This is a genomic window from Streptomyces sp. NPDC048185, assembly GCF_043202495.1.
Classification (GTDB): Bacteria; Actinomycetota; Actinomycetes; order Streptomycetales; family Streptomycetaceae; genus Streptomyces.
The window spans coordinates 1-17244 of the sequence record NZ_JBIDAN010000023.1; the positions used below are offsets into that span (position 1 = coordinate 1).

The following is a 17244-nucleotide window of genomic DNA, read 5'->3' on the forward strand; positions in this document are numbered from 1 at the left end:
GGCACTGGGAGGGGAGTACGGGTGGCCGCGCCACTTCAGCTGACACGTACGCATCGCGTGCTCATCGGCATGGTCGTCTTCGGCGCCGTCATCATCGCCGGGATCGGCTTCGCGGGTTCGTACGCGGCGGTCCGTGAGCTGGCCCTCAAGAAGGGCTTCGGGAACTTCAGTTACGTCTTCCCGATCGGTATCGACGCGGGCATCTGCGTGCTGCTCGCGCTGGACCTGCTGCTCACCTGGATCCGCATCCCGTTCCCGCTGCTGCGTCAGACGGCGTGGCTGCTGACGGCGGCGACGATCGCGTTCAACGGCGCGGCTGCCTGGCCGGACCCGCTGGGCGTGGGCATGCACGCGGTGATCCCGGTGCTGTTCGTGGTGTCCGTCGAGGCGGCCCGGCACGCGGTCGGCCGGATCGCCGACATCACGGCCGACAAGCACATGGAGGGCGTCCGCCTCACCCGCTGGCTGCTCTCCCCGCTGCCCACCTTCCTGCTGTGGCGCCGGATGAAGCTGTGGGAGCTGCGCTCCTACGACCAGGTGATCAAGCTGGAGCAGGAGCGGCTGGTGTACCAGGCCCGGCTGCGCTCGCGCTTCGGCCGCGCCTGGCGCCGCAAGGCCCCGGTGGAGTCCCTGATGCCGCTGCGCCTGGCGCGCTACGGCGTCCCCCTCGCGCAGACGGCGCCGGCGGGCCTGGCGGCGGCGGGCATCGAGCCGGCGCTGCTGCCGCCCGCGCCGCAGCCGCAGCCCGAGGCGCCGGTCCCGTCGGCGGCCCCCGCGGGGGAGAAGCGTCCCGAGCTGGTCCGCGGCGGTGAGGCGGCCCGGCCGCAGCACGGCCCGGAGGCGGAGGCGGAGCCGGAGCCGGACGAGAGCCCCTGGTTCAACACCCCCCGCCAGGTCGCGTACCAGGGCGGCTACGACCCGACGTACGACCCGGCCGAGCAGTACGCCCAGTGGTACGAGGAGCAGCAGCAGGCCGACGAGTACCGGGACCAGTACGAGGAGGAGCCGCCCGTCGAGGAGCCCTCCCCGGAGGAGACCGGCAGTTTCCCCATCCCGGTCGTCCCGGGCCGTACGCGTGAGCTGGGCGACGGCGGTGGCCTGCCGGTCGCGGAGCCGGTCGAGGAGGAGTACTACCAGGTGTTCAAGAAGTCGATCACCGGCAGCGGTTATCCGACGCCGCGGGAGTTCGGCGAGAACGTCGAGGCCGAGTTCGGCATCGTGCTCCCGCCGAAGGAGGCGAAGCGCATGGTCAGCCGTTTCACGGACCTCTACAACGTGGAGCTGGAGGAGACGCACCCCGCCTGACCGGTGTGCGGTACGACGAAGGGGACGCCCGGCGGACACCGGGCGCCCCCTTTTTCTGTCAGGTGGTGCGTCGTCTACCGGGCGGCGTGTCCGAAGTCGGTGCCGGCGGCCGGGAGGCCGCCCTGTCCGGGCTGGTAGACGGTGGCTGCCGCGTTCGTCTCGCCGAGGGTCACGTTGGCCATCGGCAGGGCGTACAGGGCGCCGTACGTGCTGGGACCGTAGGGCATGCCGACGTACAGGTGGGTGCCGGTGAAGTGGAGGCTGGAGCCCAGGCGCTGGTTGGCGCCCGGAGCGCCGGGGATGCCGTCGCCGTCGCCGGACTGGATCCACTTGTCGTTCGCACCGGGCGAGCCCAGCAGCGAGAAGACGTGCACGGCACCGGCCTTCGCCGAGGTGTCGAGTGCCTCGTCCGGGATGCCGACGGCCAGCTTCAGGGTGGCGCCGGTGCTCACCGCGCGGGGCGCGGTGTTGACGGCGCTGAGGGCGGCGCCGAAGTGGTCCCCGGCCTCGGCGGCACCCGACACGTCGTCGTCACCGGTGCCCGACCAGTAGTAGTTGAGCGCGCTGAAGGTGCCGGAGGCGGTGATGCGCACGGTGGTGACGCTGCCGGCCTGTGCCTTGTCGGCGCCGTCGACGGCGAGGGTCTCGCCCGGCGAGCCGATGGCGAGGATCGACTCGTTCGCGCTCGCCGCGCCCGACGGGCGGTACGGGACGAGGGCGAGGGACGCGCCGAACAGGTCGCCCGGCTCGGCACCGCCGGAGACGGCGTCCAGGTCCTGGTCGAGTCCGAACAGGGGGGTGGGGCGCTTGTCGGCGTTGAGGGTGTGCGAGAACACGGCCACGCCGCCGGCGTCGGCGTCGGTGCCGATGGCCTCGCCGGGGGCGCCGACGGCCAGGTGGTTGGCGTCGGCGGCGAGGGTCGCGCCGAAGCGGTCGTTCGCCTCCGCGGCGCCCGGGGTGTCGGGCCGGTCCTGATGGAGGGTGACGTTGGCGGTGCCGTGCGCGTAGAACACCTCGCCCGCCTCGGCGAGGCTGCCCAGGCTCTCGCCGGGCGCGCCGATCGCGAGGAAGGGCTCGCCGGCGGCGGTGGTCCCGGCGGCGAGCGCCTCGCCCAGGTGGTCGCCCGTCTCGGGGGCGGACGCGGCGAGGGAGCCGCCGCCGGCGGCCTGCTCGAAGTGGGTGTTCTTGGTGACGCCTGTGCCCAGGCCGCCCGGGGCGCCGTAGAGGAGGTCGGCCATGCCCGCGTCGGTCGCCTCGCCCAGGTTCTCCAGGGGAGTGCCGACGGCGAGGTCGGTGCAGCCGTCCTCGTTGTAGTCGACGACGGCGATGGCCTGGCCGAACTGGTCGCCGGCCTCGGAGCCGCCGGGCACCCAGTCGAGGTCCTGGTTGATCTCGGCGGTGCCCTTGCCGCCGCCGTACACCAGGCGCACCAGACCGGCCTTGGCGTCGCCGCCGACGGTGGCCGTCGGGTCGGCCACGGCGATGTCCTCGACGCCGTCGCAGTTGAAGTCGGTGACGCGGGTGGCGCCCACCTTGCCCGCGATCCACGAGGCCAGGTCGTCGACCCGGGCGGCGGTGCCGCCGGTGCGGGTCTCGGCCTCGTCGATGCCGTAGCAACCGCCCTGGTAGGAACGGCTGGCCAGGGCGACCAGCTGCTGCGTGCCGCCGACGGTGCGGACCAGCGGGCCGCCGGTGTCGCCCAGGCACGCGGCCACGCCGTCCTTGCCGGTGACGGTGGCGGAGGTGGCGTCGGACGCGTCCACGGTGAAGGCACCGGTGTGCAGGGCGAGCGGGGCCCACTCGCTCTGGCTGCGGCCGTAGCCGGCGAGCCGGAGCTCCTCGCCGGCGGTGGGCGCGGTGGTGGCCGGCGCGATCGGGTTGACCCCGGTGACCGGCCGGTTCAGCCGGGCCAGGACCAGGTCACGGTCGGTGCGCGGGACCAGCTCGACGATCTCGCGGACCGCCCCGCCGGTGCCGGTGAGGTCGGCGCGGCCGATGGTCGCGGTGGTCTTCTTCGCGGGCTTGCCGGCGGGGACCGCGAGGCTCGCGGCGGGGTTGGCGGCGAAGCAGCTGGCCGCGGTCAGCAGCCACTCGGTGTCGACCAGGACACCGGAGCAGCCACGGTCGTGGTCGCCGACGATCACCTGTGCGGTGTAGGCGTGGGTGGTGTCGGCGGCGGGAAGCGCCGGACCGGTCACCGCTGTGGACGGCGTCGCGGACAGGGCGAGCGACGCGGCGGCCAGGGTCGCGCCCAGCGCCGTGAGGCGCAGGCGTCTGGTGGAGTGCATGGAAGTCGGGTCCTCTGTTCGTGCTGCGGGGTGACTACTTGGCGGAGCGGATCTCCACGAGCATGTGCTCCCGGCCCTGTTCGTCCGCGCTCTGGCCGACGGCGGTCCAGGTGTTCTTCTCGAGGTCGAAGGACTTCTCCTCGGTGCCCACCGTCATGTCGACCTGGGTGGTGTAGTCGTTGCCCCGCATCGAGTAGACGGAGGGCATCTCCAGGGTCAGCCAGCCGGAGTCGCCCACGACCTTGAAACAGACCGTGCCGGCGTGCTGCCGGGCCAGTACCTGGATGTAGCCCGTGCCGCCGGCGCAGTCGACCAGGGTGATGTGCCCGTCACCGCGCTTGAGCAGGATCCCCTGCTCGGCCAGGATCTTGTCGGCGTTGGGGTAGTCGAAGTCCTCGACCGCGTAGCCGGGCGCGTCGTCGGCGACCGTCGACGTGGCACGGTCCTGGGCAGAGGCGGAGGCTCCGGTGAGCGCGCCCGACAGGCCCGCCCACGCCAGTGCGCCGGCCGCCGTCGCGGCGGCGAGCGTACGCACGAGTAATCTTTTCCGCTGCTTGTTCTCCGTGGTTTCCGCGGATTCGGCGCGAGCCTTCATCATGCTCCAAAAATCGTCGTTTCCGTTCCCCGGGCGACACGCTTCACGACTAAGGGGACGGCACTCCAAGGACACGTCCGACCAAAGGACGCCCACGCCGAAGAAATACCCGGCAAGGGCTCCCACTTCGCCATGACGCGCAAGGGAGAGGTGGCTCGAGCAAGTCCGTGCACGAGCCACTCACCATCACATGCAACCGCTCTCTTCACGCTCTGTCCACAACGCCAACTAGTCGAAAACGGACGCGAGTTCAACTATCAGTGTGACTCGCGCCACCTTCCGGGGTGGTCGCGGAGCGACGTGCGAAGACCTCGTGACGATTCCTTTGGCAGTGCCGACATGGCGCGAATGTTTCCGCCTGATACCGGTCCGAGGGGATTTGGGAAGAATCCGCGCAGGGCCTCATCGAAAGCGTCCGAAAAAAGACCCTCGACACACCGGATCAACTGCTGCCCGCAAAAAGGCAATTGACGGTGCGTAAGAAATATGAATGGCTAGGTGGTCGCGTCACGATCGATTTCCGCAGAGTGCCGTTGTGGCACTTACCTGGAGGACGACATCCCCATGGAGACAGTGTTCTGGAGCCGACGGCGCCTGCTCGGCACCCTCGCCGCCGTGACGGCCGCCGCCGCCACGCCAGGGGTACTGACCCTGCCGGCCCGCGCCGCGGAGGCGGCGGACGAATCGCCCCAGCCCTTCGAACTTCCGGACACCGAGCGGGCCAAGGTGGTCCGGGCATGGCTGACGGGCGGCGAGGCGACCAGGGCCGCCGCGGCGGACGCGCTCTACGGCACGGACACGGACGTACAGACCTTCCTCGCCACGACCCTCCCCAAGGTCGCGGCCGAGGACAACCGCGTCGCGGTGGCCACCTACCTCTCCAGATCGGGCGTGGGACTGCGCCGTGAGGCGTCCGCCGCCCTGGACGGCGGCGACAGCGCGGTGTCCGCCTTCCTCGACGGCGGCTACAAGTCCGCCCTGCTGGAAGACCTCCAGGTGGCCACCGCCACGGTCTCGGCCACCGGCGGTCAGGGCGTCAAGCGCGAGGCGTCCGCGGCCCTGGACGCCGGTACCGAACAGGCCCTCGTGGACTTCCTGTCCGAGGGCCGGTTCACCGCCCGCGAGGAGGACATGCGGGTGGAGGCCTCCGCCATGCTCGTGTCCGGCGGCCCGGAGGTCCGCAAGTACGCGGACCGCGCGCTCAGCGGCACCCGGCAGGAAGTGGAGTGGTTCCTGGACACCGGGCAGCACATCGCGCGCGCCCGCGACCAGGAGGCCGCGACCATCGAGGAGCTGGTCGCCGTCGTGGAGCGCGAGGGCAAGCGCGCCCAGGCGGAGACCGACCTCGCCGTGGAGGCCTCCGAGCGGGCCAAGACGGCCGCGGAGAAGGCCAAGGAGGCGGCCGAGAAGGCCGCGGCGGAGGCCGCGGCGGCCAAGGACGACGTGGCCAAGTCCGGCGCCGCCGCCCGCAAGGCCGCGAGCGCCGCCCAGGGTGCGGCGAAGGCCGCCCGCAGCGCCATCAGCGCCTCGCAGACCGCCGTCACCGCCTCGCGCCGCGCCTCGTACGCCGCCACCGCCGCCGCCCAGGCCGCCGCCACCGCGGGCAATGCCGCGGCCCGCGCCTACAGTGCGGCGATCGCGGCCTCCAAGGACGCGTCCAAGGCCAGTGCGGCGAAGAACGCCGCGGTCGCCGCCCGCAACGGCGCCGCGCGGGCCCGTACCGCGGCGAAGGCCGCCGACTACGCGGCCACCGCGGCCACGCAGGCGGCCGGTGCCGGATCCGCCGCCGCGTCCGCCGCCCGCAACGCGGCCGCCGCCGCCAGCGCCTCCGCGCAGGCCGCCTCCGCAGCGGGCGCCGCCCAGTCCGAGGCCGCGGAGGCCAAGCGCCAGGCCGCGATCGCGAACGCCGCCGCCAACCGCGCCACCAACGCCGCCTCCACGGCCCAGGCCCTGGCCAACAAGGCGGCCACCGCGGCACGCTCCGCACGCGACGCCGCCAACTCCGCGGCGGCACACGCCGACAAGGCCGCCGACGCGGCCGAGGAAGCGGTCAAGTACGCGGGTCAGGCCATCGACTACGCCAACAAGTCCACCGCGCACGCCGCCGAGGCGATCAAGGCCGCCGAGACCGCCACCAAGGCCGTCGCGGACGCCCAGGCGGTGGAACAGGCGGCCCGGGAGGCGGAGGCGGCCCGCCTTGAGGAGGACAGGAAGGACGGCCTGGAAGAGGCGAGACTGCTCGCCCAGGCGGAGGCCGAGGAGCGAGCGGCACAGGCGAACCTGCGCACCCAGGACCAGCAGACCGCGCAGGACCTCAAGGACCGGATCGCGAGCGCCGAGAAGGCGCTGGCCGACGGTGACCTCGGGCTGGCCGCCACACTGGGCCGCAAGGCGGCCATGGGCATGGCCGCCGCGAAGGGCGCCTGGGCCCGCGAGGCCGCCCAGTTCGCCCTGGCCGGCACGGACGCGGACATCCACGCCTGGATCGACGCCGATCGGGCCCTCGCCGAGGACCAGGACGACCGGGAGACCGCCCTGCACATCGCGGAGGTGGGCTCCGCCGAGGTCGGAACCGCCGTGCACGACGCGCTCACCAGCGGAACCGCCGGTGCCGTGAAGGCGTTCCTGACCGACGGTCTCGTCGCCGCCGCGGCCGACGACTACCGCGTCAGCATCGCCACGATCCTGTCCACCAACCCCGGGCAGGCCGTCAGGGCCGCGGCCAACGCCGCGCTCGACGCGAACACCCCCGCGGCCCTGCGGCACTTCTTCGAGACCGCCCTCGCCGACGCGCAGCGGGACGACGACGGGGTCGCCACGGCGACACTGCTCAACTCCGGCGGCATCTACACGAAGGCCTACGCCGAGGTCGCCCTCGAGGGCCCGACGTGGATGCGCCGCAACTTCATCGCCCTCGCGCAGCACAAGGCCGCCCAGCTCGACCACGACTCGGCCACGCACATCGCCGCGATGCGCGGTGCCATCGCCGCGGCCGCGAAGATCGCCTACAAGGCACAGGAGGACGCGCAGCTCGCCTCGAAGGCCGCCGCCGAGGCGCGCAACGCGGCGGACAAGGCCAAGGAGTGGGCGGACGCGGCCATCGCCTCCGCGAAGCAGGCCGACACCTACGCCGCGCAGGCCAGGCAGAACGCCGACGACGCGGACAAGTCCGCCCAGGCCGCCCAGGCGTCCGCCGACCGGGCCAAGGCGGCGGCGGCGACGGCCCGCAAGGCCGGCCGTGCGGCCAACTACTCGGCGAACCGCGCCATCGACTCCGCGCGCAGCGCCCTGCGCTCGTCCTACAGTGCCCAGGCCTCGGCCAACAGCGCGCGCCAGTCCGCGATCGCTGCGGGCCGGGACGCGAGGACGGCCGCGGCGGCGGCCACCGACGCGCGCCGCATCGTCGCCGAGAAGCGCAGGGCGGAGGCGGCGGAGGCCGCGCGCAAGGCCGCCGAGGCGGCGAAGAGGGCGAGGGAGGAGGGGAAGAACCCGGCCGACAGCCCGACCCACGACAAGACCAACTCGGGCGGCAGCGGCGGCGACAGCGACGAATGGTGGAACGACGCCCAGTTCTACGCCGACGCGTTCAACTGGATCAGCATCGGTTCCGGCTTCCTCGCCGCCGGCCTCGCCTTCGTCGCGCCGTGGACCGGTCCGTTCGCGCCGGCCGTCGCCCTCGCCGCGGGCATCTCCGGCTGGGTGTCCCTGGCCTCGGCCGGGCTCAGCACGCTGTTCACCGGCATCGAGCACGGCTTCGGCAGCGCCGAGTTCGCGGGCTCCCTCGTCGGAACGAGCCTGGGACTGCTCACGTTCGGCCAGTCCAAGTGGATCGGGGCCACGCTGGAGGGCGTGGTGTCACCCGTCGCCAAGCGGGTCACGCAGCTCGGCAGCGACATCATCTCGCCCATCACGGGTACGCTGAGTTCCCTTTTCGGGTGATCGCAGGATGACAGCCGACCGCTGATCCGGCCGGGGGGGGGCCGCGCCCCCCCCCCGGGGCGGGCCCCCCCGGGGGGGGGGGGCCCCCACAAGCTGACGGGCCGGACCCCACGCGGGCGGTGGGGGGGGGGCGGGGGGGGCCCCCCCCCCGGGGGGGCCCGCCGCCCCGGGGGTGGGGCGGGGGGGGGGGGGGGCCGCGGGGGGCCGCGCCCGCCCCCCCCCCCCCCCCCCCCCCCCGGGGGGTATACGACGGTCCGGCCCCGGAGGCGGCGCACTGCCGGACCGGGGAACGGGAGCCCGGACGCACAGGCGCGGTGGCACCTCGTCGCGCCGGGCGCCCCTCCCCGTGCACGACCCGCAGGCCGTCAGCCCGCGCCGCCACCCGGTGGCTCGTCGTGAGCCGGGACCTCCCCCACCGTGAACCCGATCACCGACCCGCCCCCGTCCCGCCGGAAGGCGAACGGCGCCCCGCCGTGCGCCAGCGCGACCTCCCGCACGATGGACAGGCCGAGGCCCGAGCCGGGCTGGGAGCGGGCGTCGGCGGCACGGTAGAAGCGGTCGAAGACACGCACCAGGTCGGTGTCGGTGATGCCGGGCCCGCGGTCGCGGACCTCGACCCGGATCGCACCCGGGCGGGCCGGGCCGGCGACGGTGACCTCGATGGGACCCGTGCCGGCCCGGTCGAACTTCGCGGCGTTCTCGACCAGGTTGGAGATCGCCCGGGTCAGCATGACGGGCCGGCCGTCCGTCGTCGTGTCGCCGCAGACCCGCACGCTGATCTCGCGCCCGGTGCGGCGGCGCGCGTGGGTCGCCACCTCGTGGGCGATCCCGCCGAGGTCGACCCGCCGCACCGGCTCCGTCCCGGACTGGCCCGCCGCCAGCTCGACCAGCTCGTTGACCAGGTCGGTCAGCTCCCGGGCCTCCTGCCCCAGGTCGGCGACCAGCTCCTCGCGCGCGGCGGGCGGGAGCTCGTCGATGCGGCGCAGCAGCGAGATGTTGGTACGCAAGGAGGTCAGCGGGGTGCGCAGCTCGTGACCCGCGTCCTGGACCAGGCGCCGCTGGTCCTCCTCCGACTGGGCGAGCCGGCCCAGCATGCGGTCGAAGGCACGGCCCAGCCGGCCCACCTCGTCGTGCCCGGTGACCGGCACCTGGATGCCGAGCCGCCGGGTACGGGCGACGTCCTCGGCGGCCGAGGTCAGGGCGATCAGGCGCCGGGTGATCCGCCGGGCCAGCCACCAGCCGCACAGGCCGGCGGCCGTGACCACCGCGGCCATCAGCACCAGCGTGCGCCGCTGCAGCGCCCGCAGCAGGTCCTCGGTGTCGCTGAACTCCTGCGCCACCTGCACGGCGCCCCGGCCGTCACCGAGGGCGACGGTCGCGATCCGGTAGACGTCGTGACCGACGTCCACGTCCTTGTGCTGCACCATCCGCCCGGCCACCGCGGCCCCCGCCGTCCGCCGGTCCTCGTCGGTCACCGGCAGCCGGCGCCCGGCCGGGTCGGAGACCCCGCCGCCCGGCCCCAGTACCTGCACGTCCGTACGGGCCGGGCGCACGATGTCGTGGCCGGGCGCCGACGAGGAAAAGTCGCCGGGCGACATCGGCCGCGCCCGCACCTCGGCCCGCAGGTCCTGCACGACCTGGTCGAACACGGACTCCTGGTCCACCCGCACCAGCCGCGCGGCGGCGTTGTACGACAGCACGCCGACGAGGACCGTGACCACGGCCGTGACCGTCGCGAACGACACCGCGAACGTGGTCCGCAGCGACCGCAGCCGCGGCCGCCGCCCCCGGCCGGCCGGTCCGCCCGGTCGGGGCCAGGCACCCACTCAGCCCTCCCGCAGCACGTAACCCACCCCGCGCACGGTCTGGATCAGCTGTGGCGCGCCCGGCTGGTCGAGCTTGCGGCGCAGATAGCCGACGTAGACGGCGAGGTTCTTCGAACCGGGGCCGAAGTCGTAGCCCCAGATGCGGTCGTAGATCGTGGAGTGGTCGAGCACGATGCCCGCGTTGCGGACCAGCAGCTCCAGCAGCTCGAACTCGGTGCGGGTCAGCTCCAGCTCCCGCTCGCCCCGCCAGGCCCGGCGGGCCCCCGGATCCATGCGCAGCCCGGCCGCCTCCAGGTACCGGGCGTCGGGCTCCCCGCGCTCGGGGCCCTGCCCGGGTACGTCCTCCCCCGCCGCCGGGGCGTCCCCGGTGCCGTCCGTCTCCGTGCGGTCGGTGCGGCGCAGCAGCGCCCGCAGCCGGGCGAAGACCTCCTCGACGTCGAACGGCTTGACCACGTAGTCGTCGGCGCCCGCGTCCAGGCCCGCGATGCGGTCCGCGGTCTCCACGAGCGCCGTCAGCATCAGGATGGGCGTGCTGTCGCCCTCGGCGCGCAGCACCCGGCAGACCTGGAGGCCGTCGATGCCCGGCATCATCACGTCCAGGACCAGCACGTCCGGGCGGCCGCGGTGCGCCTGCGCCAGCGCCTCCACACCGTCGGCGACCGCGGTGACCCGGTAGCCCTCCAGAGTGAGGGCGCGCTCCAGGGCATGCCGGATGGCGCGGTCGTCTTCGGCGAGCAGAACAGTCCGGGGCACCCGTCCAGTCTGCCAAGGCCCCGGGCGCCGCGACCGGGCGGCCGGGCTTCTTACCCAGATCTCACCCGGCGGGCCGCAGCGCGGCGAGGCGTTCCTCGAAGGGCACGACCTCGGGGTCGTCCCCGGCCGGCTTCCGGACCGTCGACAGCCCGGTCATCAGCGCGGCCAGCTCCTGCGCCGCCCGTTCGATCCGCGCGTCCAGCCCCTCGGCGCCCCAGTCCTCGGAGGCGGCGTAGACGCCGGTGGGGACGACGACGGCCTTGAGGTGGGCGAAGAGCGGGCGCAGCGCGTGGTCCAGCACCAGCGAGTGCCGGGCCGTGCCGCCGGTCGCCGCGATCAGCACCGGCTTCCCGGCCAGTGCGTCCGGCTCGGTGGCGCCCAGGGCGTCGAAGAACGACTTGAACAGCCCGCTGTACGACGCCGAGAACACCGGCGTGACGACGATCAGGCCGTCGGCCGCCCGTACGGCGTCGAAGGCGGCGGACAGCTCCCGCCCGGGGAAGCCGTTGGTGAAGGTGTGCGCGATCTCCACCGCGAGGTCGCGCAGCTCCACGACCCGTACCTCGGCCGGGACACGCCCGGCGGTCGCGGCGGCCAGCCGGTCGGCCAGCAGCCGGGTGGAGGACGGGACGCTCAGTCCCGCGGAGACGACGACGAGCTTCATGCGCGTGCTCCTTCCTGCTCGGCGTTCTTCGCGCCCGCCAGCAGCGAGGCGTGGGTGGGGGCGTCCGGGACGTTCGCCGGGCGGTTCTTAGCGAACTCCTCGCGCAGCACCGGCACGACCTCCTCGCCGAGCAGGTCGAGCTGCTCCAGCACGGTCTTCAGCGGCAGCCCCGCGTGGTCCATCAGGAAGAGCTGGCGCTGGTAGTCACCGGCGTACTCGCGGAAGGCGAGGGTCTTCTCGATCACCTGCTGCGGCGAGCCGACGGTCAGCGGCGTCTGCTCGGTGAACTCCTCCAGCGACGGGCCGTGCCCGTAGACCGGCGCGACGTCGAAGTAGGGCCGGAACTCGCGCACCGCGTCCTGCGAGTTCTTCCGCATGAACGCCTGGCCGCCGAGGCCGACGATCGCCTGCTCGGGCGTGCCGTGCCCGTAGTGGGCGTAGCGCTTCCGGTAGAACTCGACCATGCGCTTGGTGTGGTCGGCGGGCCAGAAGATGTTGTTGTGGAAGAAGCCGTCGCCGTAGTACGCCGCCTGCTCGGCGATCTCCGGGGAGCGGATCGAACCGTGCCAGACGAACGGCGCGACGCCGTCCAGCGGGCGGGGCGTGGACGTGAAGCCCTGGAGCGGGGTGCGGAACTTGCCCTCCCAGTTCACGACGTCCTCGCGCCACAGCCGGTGCAGCAGGGCGTAGTTCTCGACGGCCAGGTCGATGCCCTCGCGGATGTCCTTGCCGAACCAGGGGTAGACCGGGCCGGTGTTGCCGCGCCCCATCATCAGGTCCGTCCGGCCGTCGGCCAGGTGCTGGAGCATCGCGAAGTCCTCGGCGATCTTCACCGGGTCGTTCGTGGTGATCAGGGTGGTGGAGGTGGACAGGATCAGCCGCTCGGTGCGCGCCGCGATGTAGCCGAGCATGGTGGTCGGCGACGAGGGCACGAACGGCGGGTTGTGGTGCTCGCCGGTCGCGAAGACGTCGAGCCCGACCTCCTCGGCCTTCAGCGCGATGGCGACCATGGCCTTGATGCGCTCACGCTCGGTCGGCGTACGCCCGGTCGTCGGGTCCGGAGTGACGTCACCGACGGTGAAGATGCCGAACTGCATGATCGCTCAACCTCCAGGTTGTTGACGCTTCAACTATACCCGTCGAACGACCTGCCCCCGGACGTTATTCCGTCCCCCTCCCCCGGCCCCGCCCCACGCCCCCGCCGTGCGAAGCTGCCCGCATGGTCGTCCTGCGCTCCGCCGCCCTCTTCGCCGTCGCCGCCCTCTTCGAGATCGGCGGCGCCTGGCTGGTCTGGCAGGGCGTGCGCGAGCAGCGCGGCTGGCTCTGGGCGGCCGGCGGTGTCCTCGCCCTCGGCACCTACGGCTTCGTCGCCACCTTCCAGCCCGACGCCCACTTCGGCCGCATCCTCGCCGCGTACGGCGGCATCTTCGTCGCCGGCTCGATCCTGTGGGGCGTGGTCGCCGACGGCTATCGCCCCGACCGCTGGGACATCGCGGGCGCGCTGGTCTGCCTGGCCGGGATGGCCCTGATCATGTGGGCGCCGCGCAACGGCGCCTGACTACGCTGGGCGGCGACCGACCGTACAACCGTCGCCCCACCCGAGGAGCAGCCCCATGGCCACCGCAGCCGCCCCGTCCGCCGCCTCCCGCATCGCCGTCGTCACGGGTGCGAGCAGCGGCATCGGCGCCGCAACGGCCCGGCAGCTCGCCGCCGCCGGCTACCGCGTCGTCCTCACCGCCCGCCGCAAGGACCGCATCGAGGCGCTGGCGGAGGAGATCCAGGCCGCGGGCCACAAGGCGACGGCCTATCCCCTGGACGTCACCGACCGCGCCGCGGTCGACGAGTTCGCGACCGCGTTCAAGGCGGTCGGCGTCCTCGTCAACAACGCGGGCGGCGCGCTCGGCGCCGACCCGGTGGCCACCGGCGACCCGGAGGACTGGCGCCGCATGTACGAGACGAACGTCCTCGGCACCCTCAACCTCACCCAGGCCCTCCTGCCCAAGCTGGAGGCGAGCGGCGACGGCACGGTCGTGATCGTCTCCTCGACCGCCGGCTTCGCCACCTACGAGGGCGGCGCGGGCTACGTCGCCGCCAAGCACGCGGAGCACGTCCTCGCCGAGACCCTCCGCCTGGAGATCGTCGGCCGTCCGGTGCGCGTCGTCGAGATCGCGCCCGGCATGGTCAAGACCGACGAGTTCGCCCTGACCCGCTTCGCCGGCGACACGGAGAAGGCGGCCAAGGTCTACCAGGGCGTCCCCGAGCCCCTGACCGCCGACGACGTCGCCGACACCATCACCTGGGCGGTCACCCGCCCCGCCCACGTCAACATCGACCTCCTGGTCGTCCGCCCCCGCGCCCAGGCCTCGAACACGAAGGTCCACCGCGAGGGCTGACGCCGGACGGCGGCCCCGGGCGTCAGCCCTTCACGCAGACGACCTGCTTCAGCTTCGCCACGACCTCCACGAGGTCGCGCTGCTGGTCGATGACCTGCTCGATCGGCTTGTAGGCGCCCGGGATCTCGTCCACGACGCCGGAGTCCTTGCGGCACTCCACGCCCCGCGTCTGCTCCTCCAGGTCCTGGGTGGAGAAGCGCCGCTTGGCCGCGTTCCGGCTCATGCGCCGGCCCGCGCCGTGGGAGGCGGAGTTGAAGGACTTGTCGTTGCCGAGGCCCTTGACGATGTACGAACCCGTGCCCATGGAGCCCGGGATGATCCCGTAGTCCCCGGACCCGGCGCGGATCGCGCCCTTGCGGGTGACCAGCAGGTCCATGCCGTCGTACCGCTCCTCCGCCACGTAGTTGTGGTGGCAGGAGATCTCCTGCTCGAAGACCGGCTTCGCCTTCTTGAACTCCTTGCGGACCACGTCCTTCAGGAGCGCCATCATCAGGGTGCGGTTGTACTTCGCGTACTCCTGCGCCCAGAACAGGTCGTTGCGGTACGCCGCCATCTGCGGGGTGTCCGCGACGAACACCGCGAGGTCCCGGTCGACCAGGCCCTGGTTGTGCGGGAGCTTCTGGGCCACGCCGATGTGGTGCTCGGCCAGTTCCTTGCCGATGTTGCGGGAACCGGAGTGCAGCATCAGCCAGACCGCACCGGACGTATCCGTGCAGACTTCGACGAAGTGGTTGCCGCTTCCGAGCGTTCCCATCTGCTTCCCGGCGCGCTCGTGACGGAATTTGACCGCCTCCGCCACCCCGTCGAAGCGTCCCCAGAAGTCGTCCCACCCCGCGGTCGCCAGGCCGTGGAAGCGGGACGGGTCGACGGGGTCGTCGTGCATCCCGCGGCCCACCGGGATCGCCTGCTCGATCTTCGACCGCAGCCGCGACAGGTCGCCCGGGAGGTCGTTCGCCGTCAGGGACGTCTTCACCGCCGACATCCCGCAGCCGATGTCCACACCCACCGCCGCCGGGCACACCGCCCCCCGCATCGCGATCACGGACCCGACCGTCGCACCCTTGCCGTAGTGCACGTCCGGCATGACCGCCAGGCCCTTGATCCACGGCAGGGTCGCGACGTTGCGCAGCTGCTGCAGCGCCACGTCCTCGACCGTCGCCGGGTCGGTCCACATCCGGATCGGCACCTTCGCGCCCGGCATCTCCACGTACGACATATCGTCCTCATTCCCCCGGAAAAGCAACAGAAGTCTCAAAGCGCAGAACCGTCGCCAAGGGCAGCCAAAGAGACAGCTGACCGGCGTTCACGGCGGCGCGTGCGATACACATTGTCTGCAGGGCGCGCCCCCGCGCGGCAAGCGAATAACCAGCGGGGACACTGGAGCACCGACCACAGCCACACCGGCGAGAGGAGCCGCACCGTGCAGCGGAAGGCCTACGTACCCGGCGTCGCCGCCCTCCTGGCGGCGCTGCTGGCCGGCTGCACCGGCGGCTCGGACGACGGCGTCACGACGGACAACTCCAACCCCGGCCGGCCCGGTGTCGCCAGTGAGGCGGCCCAGCCCGGCAAGTACCGCACGCTCCCGGAGCCGTGCCTCGCGGTCGGCCACAAGACGCTCGACGCGCTGCTGCCCGGCATCCAGGACATCCCGGACGAGCTGCAGCGCGAGAAGGCGTACGGGGGCGAGCCGACGCTCGCGTACGACACCGACCGCAAGGTCGGCTGCCGCTGGAAGGTCGAGTCGGCGGACGCCACGGACCACCTCTTCGTCGACTTCGAGCGGGTCGTGTCGTACGACAACTCCGTGAGCGACGACAGTCAGGCCGAGCAGCTGTTCGCCGAGCAGGTGGAGGCGGCCGACCTGCCCGAGCCGGTCGTCTCGGAGTCGGGCTCGGAGTCCGCGTCGGGGTCCGCGTCGGGCTCCGGGTCCCCGTCCGGCACGCCGTCGTCCGGCACGCCGTCCACCGGTCCGAGCGCCTCGCCCTCCGCGTCGGCCTCGGGTTCCCCGTCGCCCGCCTCGCCCTCGTCGAGCCCGTCCGCCTCCGACGGCACCCCCACCGACCTCCAGCCGCGCCTCCTGGACGACCTGGGCGACGAGGCGTTCCTCGACGACGAGCTGAGCAGCTCCGGTTCGACGGCGAAACGGCGCACGGTGACTGTGGCGTTCCGCACGTCGAACGTGATGGTGACCATCGAGTACGCGGAGCAGCCGGCGACGGTCGGAGTCGTGCCCGACAGCAAGGAACTGCAGGACAGGGCGCGGAAACTGGCCTCTCAGCTGGCGGATTCGCTGGGTGGTTGAGCCCGTCCCCGGCGCGGTGTGCCGCGCCCGTGAAGCACGGGAAGCCGGGCCGTGCGCGGTGCCGGGCGCGTACCGTGACCCCTCGGACCCGATCCGAACGCAGGAACCACGAGTGCCATGAGTGAAGGAACCATGCAGCGACGAGCCCAGCGTGACCAGCGAGATCAGCGAGCGAAGCGACTCACCCGCGTCCTTGTCTGCGCGGCCGCCGTACCCGTGATGCTGGTGGCAGCCGGCTGCTCCTCGGACTCCGGCTCGGGCGACGGCAAGGACAAGGCGGCGGAGAAGACGGCCGCGTCGAAGTCCGCGAGCCCGTCCCCGACGGTGCAGGCGGCGGCGTACGGGAAGCTTCCGGAGCCGTGTGCGACGTTGTCGAAGAAGACGCTGGAAGAGCTGGTGCCGAAGGCCGGTTCCGGCAAGGAGGGCGCGTCGAACGACACCGCGACGCGCGGCAGTTGCTCCTGGGACAGCCTCGACGACAACGGCGTGAAGGGTTCGCAGTTCCGCTGGCTGAGCGTGTCGATGCTGCGTTTCGAGTCGGACGTGACGCGCGGCGCGGGCGACGAGCTGGCGCGCGACCACTACATGAAGCAGCTCAAGGACGCGCAGACCGCCGACGGCGCGCAGAGCGTGAAGACGACTCCGGTGAGCGGCACGGGCGACGAGGCCGCGGTCGTGCGCTACGACCTGAAGAAGAAGGAAGGCACCTTCAGGCAGCAGACGGTCGTGGCGCGCGTCGAGAACGTCGTCGTCACCGTCGACTACAACGGCGCGGGTCTGGCCGGTGACAAGACGCCGGACGCCGACGACCTGGCCAAGGACGCCCAGAAGGCGGCCAAGGAGGCGGTGGCCTCGGTGACGGCCGCCAACGGCAGCGCCCCGGGCGGCTCGTCGTCGCCTTCCGCGGCACCGTCGGCGTCGAAGTCGGCGTCCGAGGCGCCGTCGAAGTCGGGTTCCCCGTCGTCCGGGTCGCCCAAGTCGTCGGCCACGTCGGGCAAGAGCTGACGGTCGTCGGGAGGCCGTCGAAGACCCACCGGCCACCCGGCACCCGCACAGATGTGCCACCCTGTTGCGCGCAACAACAGGCACTGGGAGGGGAGTACGGGTGGCCGCGCCACTTCAGCTGACACGTACGCATCGCGTGCTCATCGGCATGGTCGTCTTCGGCGCCGTCATCAT

General features: G+C 72.9%; 13 protein-coding genes. 6 read left to right on the forward strand and 7 right to left on the reverse strand.

Annotated elements, in window-relative coordinates; genetic code table 11:
* Nucleotides 1–21 precede the first annotated feature (21 nt).
* On the forward strand, nucleotides 22–1305 hold the full coding sequence (locus ACGF3H_RS35950) for a DUF2637 domain-containing protein (protein ID WP_362492243.1): 1284 nt from the start codon (nucleotides 22–24) through the stop codon (nucleotides 1303–1305).
* Between the two features lie 74 nt (nucleotides 1306–1379).
* Here the strand turns inward: ACGF3H_RS35950 and ACGF3H_RS35955 are convergent, their stop codons facing one another.
* Both ACGF3H_RS35955 and ACGF3H_RS35960 read right to left on the reverse strand, forming a co-directional pair.
* On the reverse strand, nucleotides 1380–3593 hold the full coding sequence (locus ACGF3H_RS35955; protein ID WP_362492241.1) for a trypsin-like serine protease: 2214 nt from the start codon (nucleotides 3591–3593) through the stop codon (nucleotides 1380–1382).
* A 34-nt stretch (nucleotides 3594–3627) separates the two neighbouring features.
* Entirely contained in the window at nucleotides 3628–4188 is a 561-nt protein-coding gene (locus ACGF3H_RS35960) for a hypothetical protein (RefSeq protein WP_362492515.1), read from the reverse strand.
* 564 nt (nucleotides 4189–4752) lie between these two features.
* Here ACGF3H_RS35960 and ACGF3H_RS35965 point away from each other — a divergent pair.
* On the forward strand, nucleotides 4753–8127 hold the full coding sequence (locus ACGF3H_RS35965) for an ALF repeat-containing protein (protein WP_362492239.1): 3375 nt from the start codon (nucleotides 4753–4755) through the stop codon (nucleotides 8125–8127).
* A 365-nt stretch (nucleotides 8128–8492) separates the two neighbouring features.
* Here the strand turns inward: ACGF3H_RS35965 and ACGF3H_RS35970 are convergent, their stop codons facing one another.
* The 4 genes from ACGF3H_RS35970 to ACGF3H_RS35985 all read right to left on the reverse strand — a co-directional run bounded on the left by ACGF3H_RS35970 (nucleotide 8493) and on the right by ACGF3H_RS35985 (nucleotide 12467).
* On the reverse strand, nucleotides 8493–9872 hold the full coding sequence (locus tag ACGF3H_RS35970; RefSeq protein ID WP_393585208.1) for an ATP-binding protein: 1380 nt from the start codon (nucleotides 9870–9872) through the stop codon (nucleotides 8493–8495).
* 81 nt (nucleotides 9873–9953) lie between these two features.
* Nucleotides 9954–10706: a response regulator transcription factor gene (locus tag ACGF3H_RS35975; protein ID WP_362492263.1), complete on the reverse strand. Its 753-nt coding sequence runs from the start codon at nucleotides 10704–10706 to the stop codon at nucleotides 9954–9956.
* A gap of 61 nt (nucleotides 10707–10767) precedes the next feature.
* Entirely contained in the window at nucleotides 10768–11370 is a 603-nt protein-coding gene (locus ACGF3H_RS35980) for an FMN reductase (protein ID WP_362492261.1), read from the reverse strand.
* Nucleotides 11367–12467 carry an LLM class flavin-dependent oxidoreductase gene (locus ACGF3H_RS35985; RefSeq protein ID WP_362492259.1) on the reverse strand — a complete coding sequence of 367 codons (1101 nt, stop codon included), beginning with the start codon at nucleotides 12465–12467 and terminating at the stop codon, nucleotides 11367–11369. The genes ACGF3H_RS35980 and ACGF3H_RS35985 overlap by 4 nt, the downstream gene beginning before the upstream one ends.
* Before the next feature lie 122 nt (nucleotides 12468–12589).
* Here ACGF3H_RS35985 and ACGF3H_RS35990 point away from each other — a divergent pair, with 122 nt between their 5' ends.
* Both ACGF3H_RS35990 and ACGF3H_RS35995 read left to right on the forward strand, forming a co-directional pair.
* Nucleotides 12590–12928: a YnfA family protein gene (locus tag ACGF3H_RS35990; RefSeq protein ID WP_362492256.1), complete on the forward strand. Its 339-nt coding sequence runs from the start codon at nucleotides 12590–12592 to the stop codon at nucleotides 12926–12928.
* A gap of 55 nt (nucleotides 12929–12983) precedes the next feature.
* Nucleotides 12984–13763, forward strand: a complete 780-nt coding sequence (locus ACGF3H_RS35995; RefSeq protein ID WP_362492253.1) for an SDR family NAD(P)-dependent oxidoreductase — start codon at nucleotides 12984–12986, stop codon at nucleotides 13761–13763.
* Between the two features lie 22 nt (nucleotides 13764–13785).
* Here ACGF3H_RS35995 and ACGF3H_RS36000 read toward each other — a convergent pair whose 3' ends face one another.
* Nucleotides 13786–14979 (reverse strand): RtcB family protein, encoded by a 1194-nt coding sequence (locus tag ACGF3H_RS36000; RefSeq protein WP_362492250.1) that lies wholly within the window; start codon nucleotides 14977–14979, stop codon nucleotides 13786–13788.
* Nucleotides 14980–15183: 204 nt separating this feature from the next.
* Here ACGF3H_RS36000 and ACGF3H_RS36005 point away from each other — a divergent pair, with 204 nt between their 5' ends.
* Both ACGF3H_RS36005 and ACGF3H_RS36010 read left to right on the forward strand, forming a co-directional pair.
* Nucleotides 15184–16065 (forward strand): DUF3558 domain-containing protein, encoded by an 882-nt coding sequence (locus tag ACGF3H_RS36005; protein ID WP_362492248.1) that lies wholly within the window; start codon nucleotides 15184–15186, stop codon nucleotides 16063–16065.
* Nucleotides 16066–16197: 132 nt separating this feature from the next.
* The gene (locus ACGF3H_RS36010; RefSeq protein ID WP_362492246.1) at nucleotides 16198–17070 is read left to right on the forward strand and encodes a DUF3558 family protein; all 873 of its coding nucleotides are present in this window, start codon (nucleotides 16198–16200) and stop codon (nucleotides 17068–17070) included.
* Nucleotides 17071–17244 lie beyond the last annotated feature (174 nt).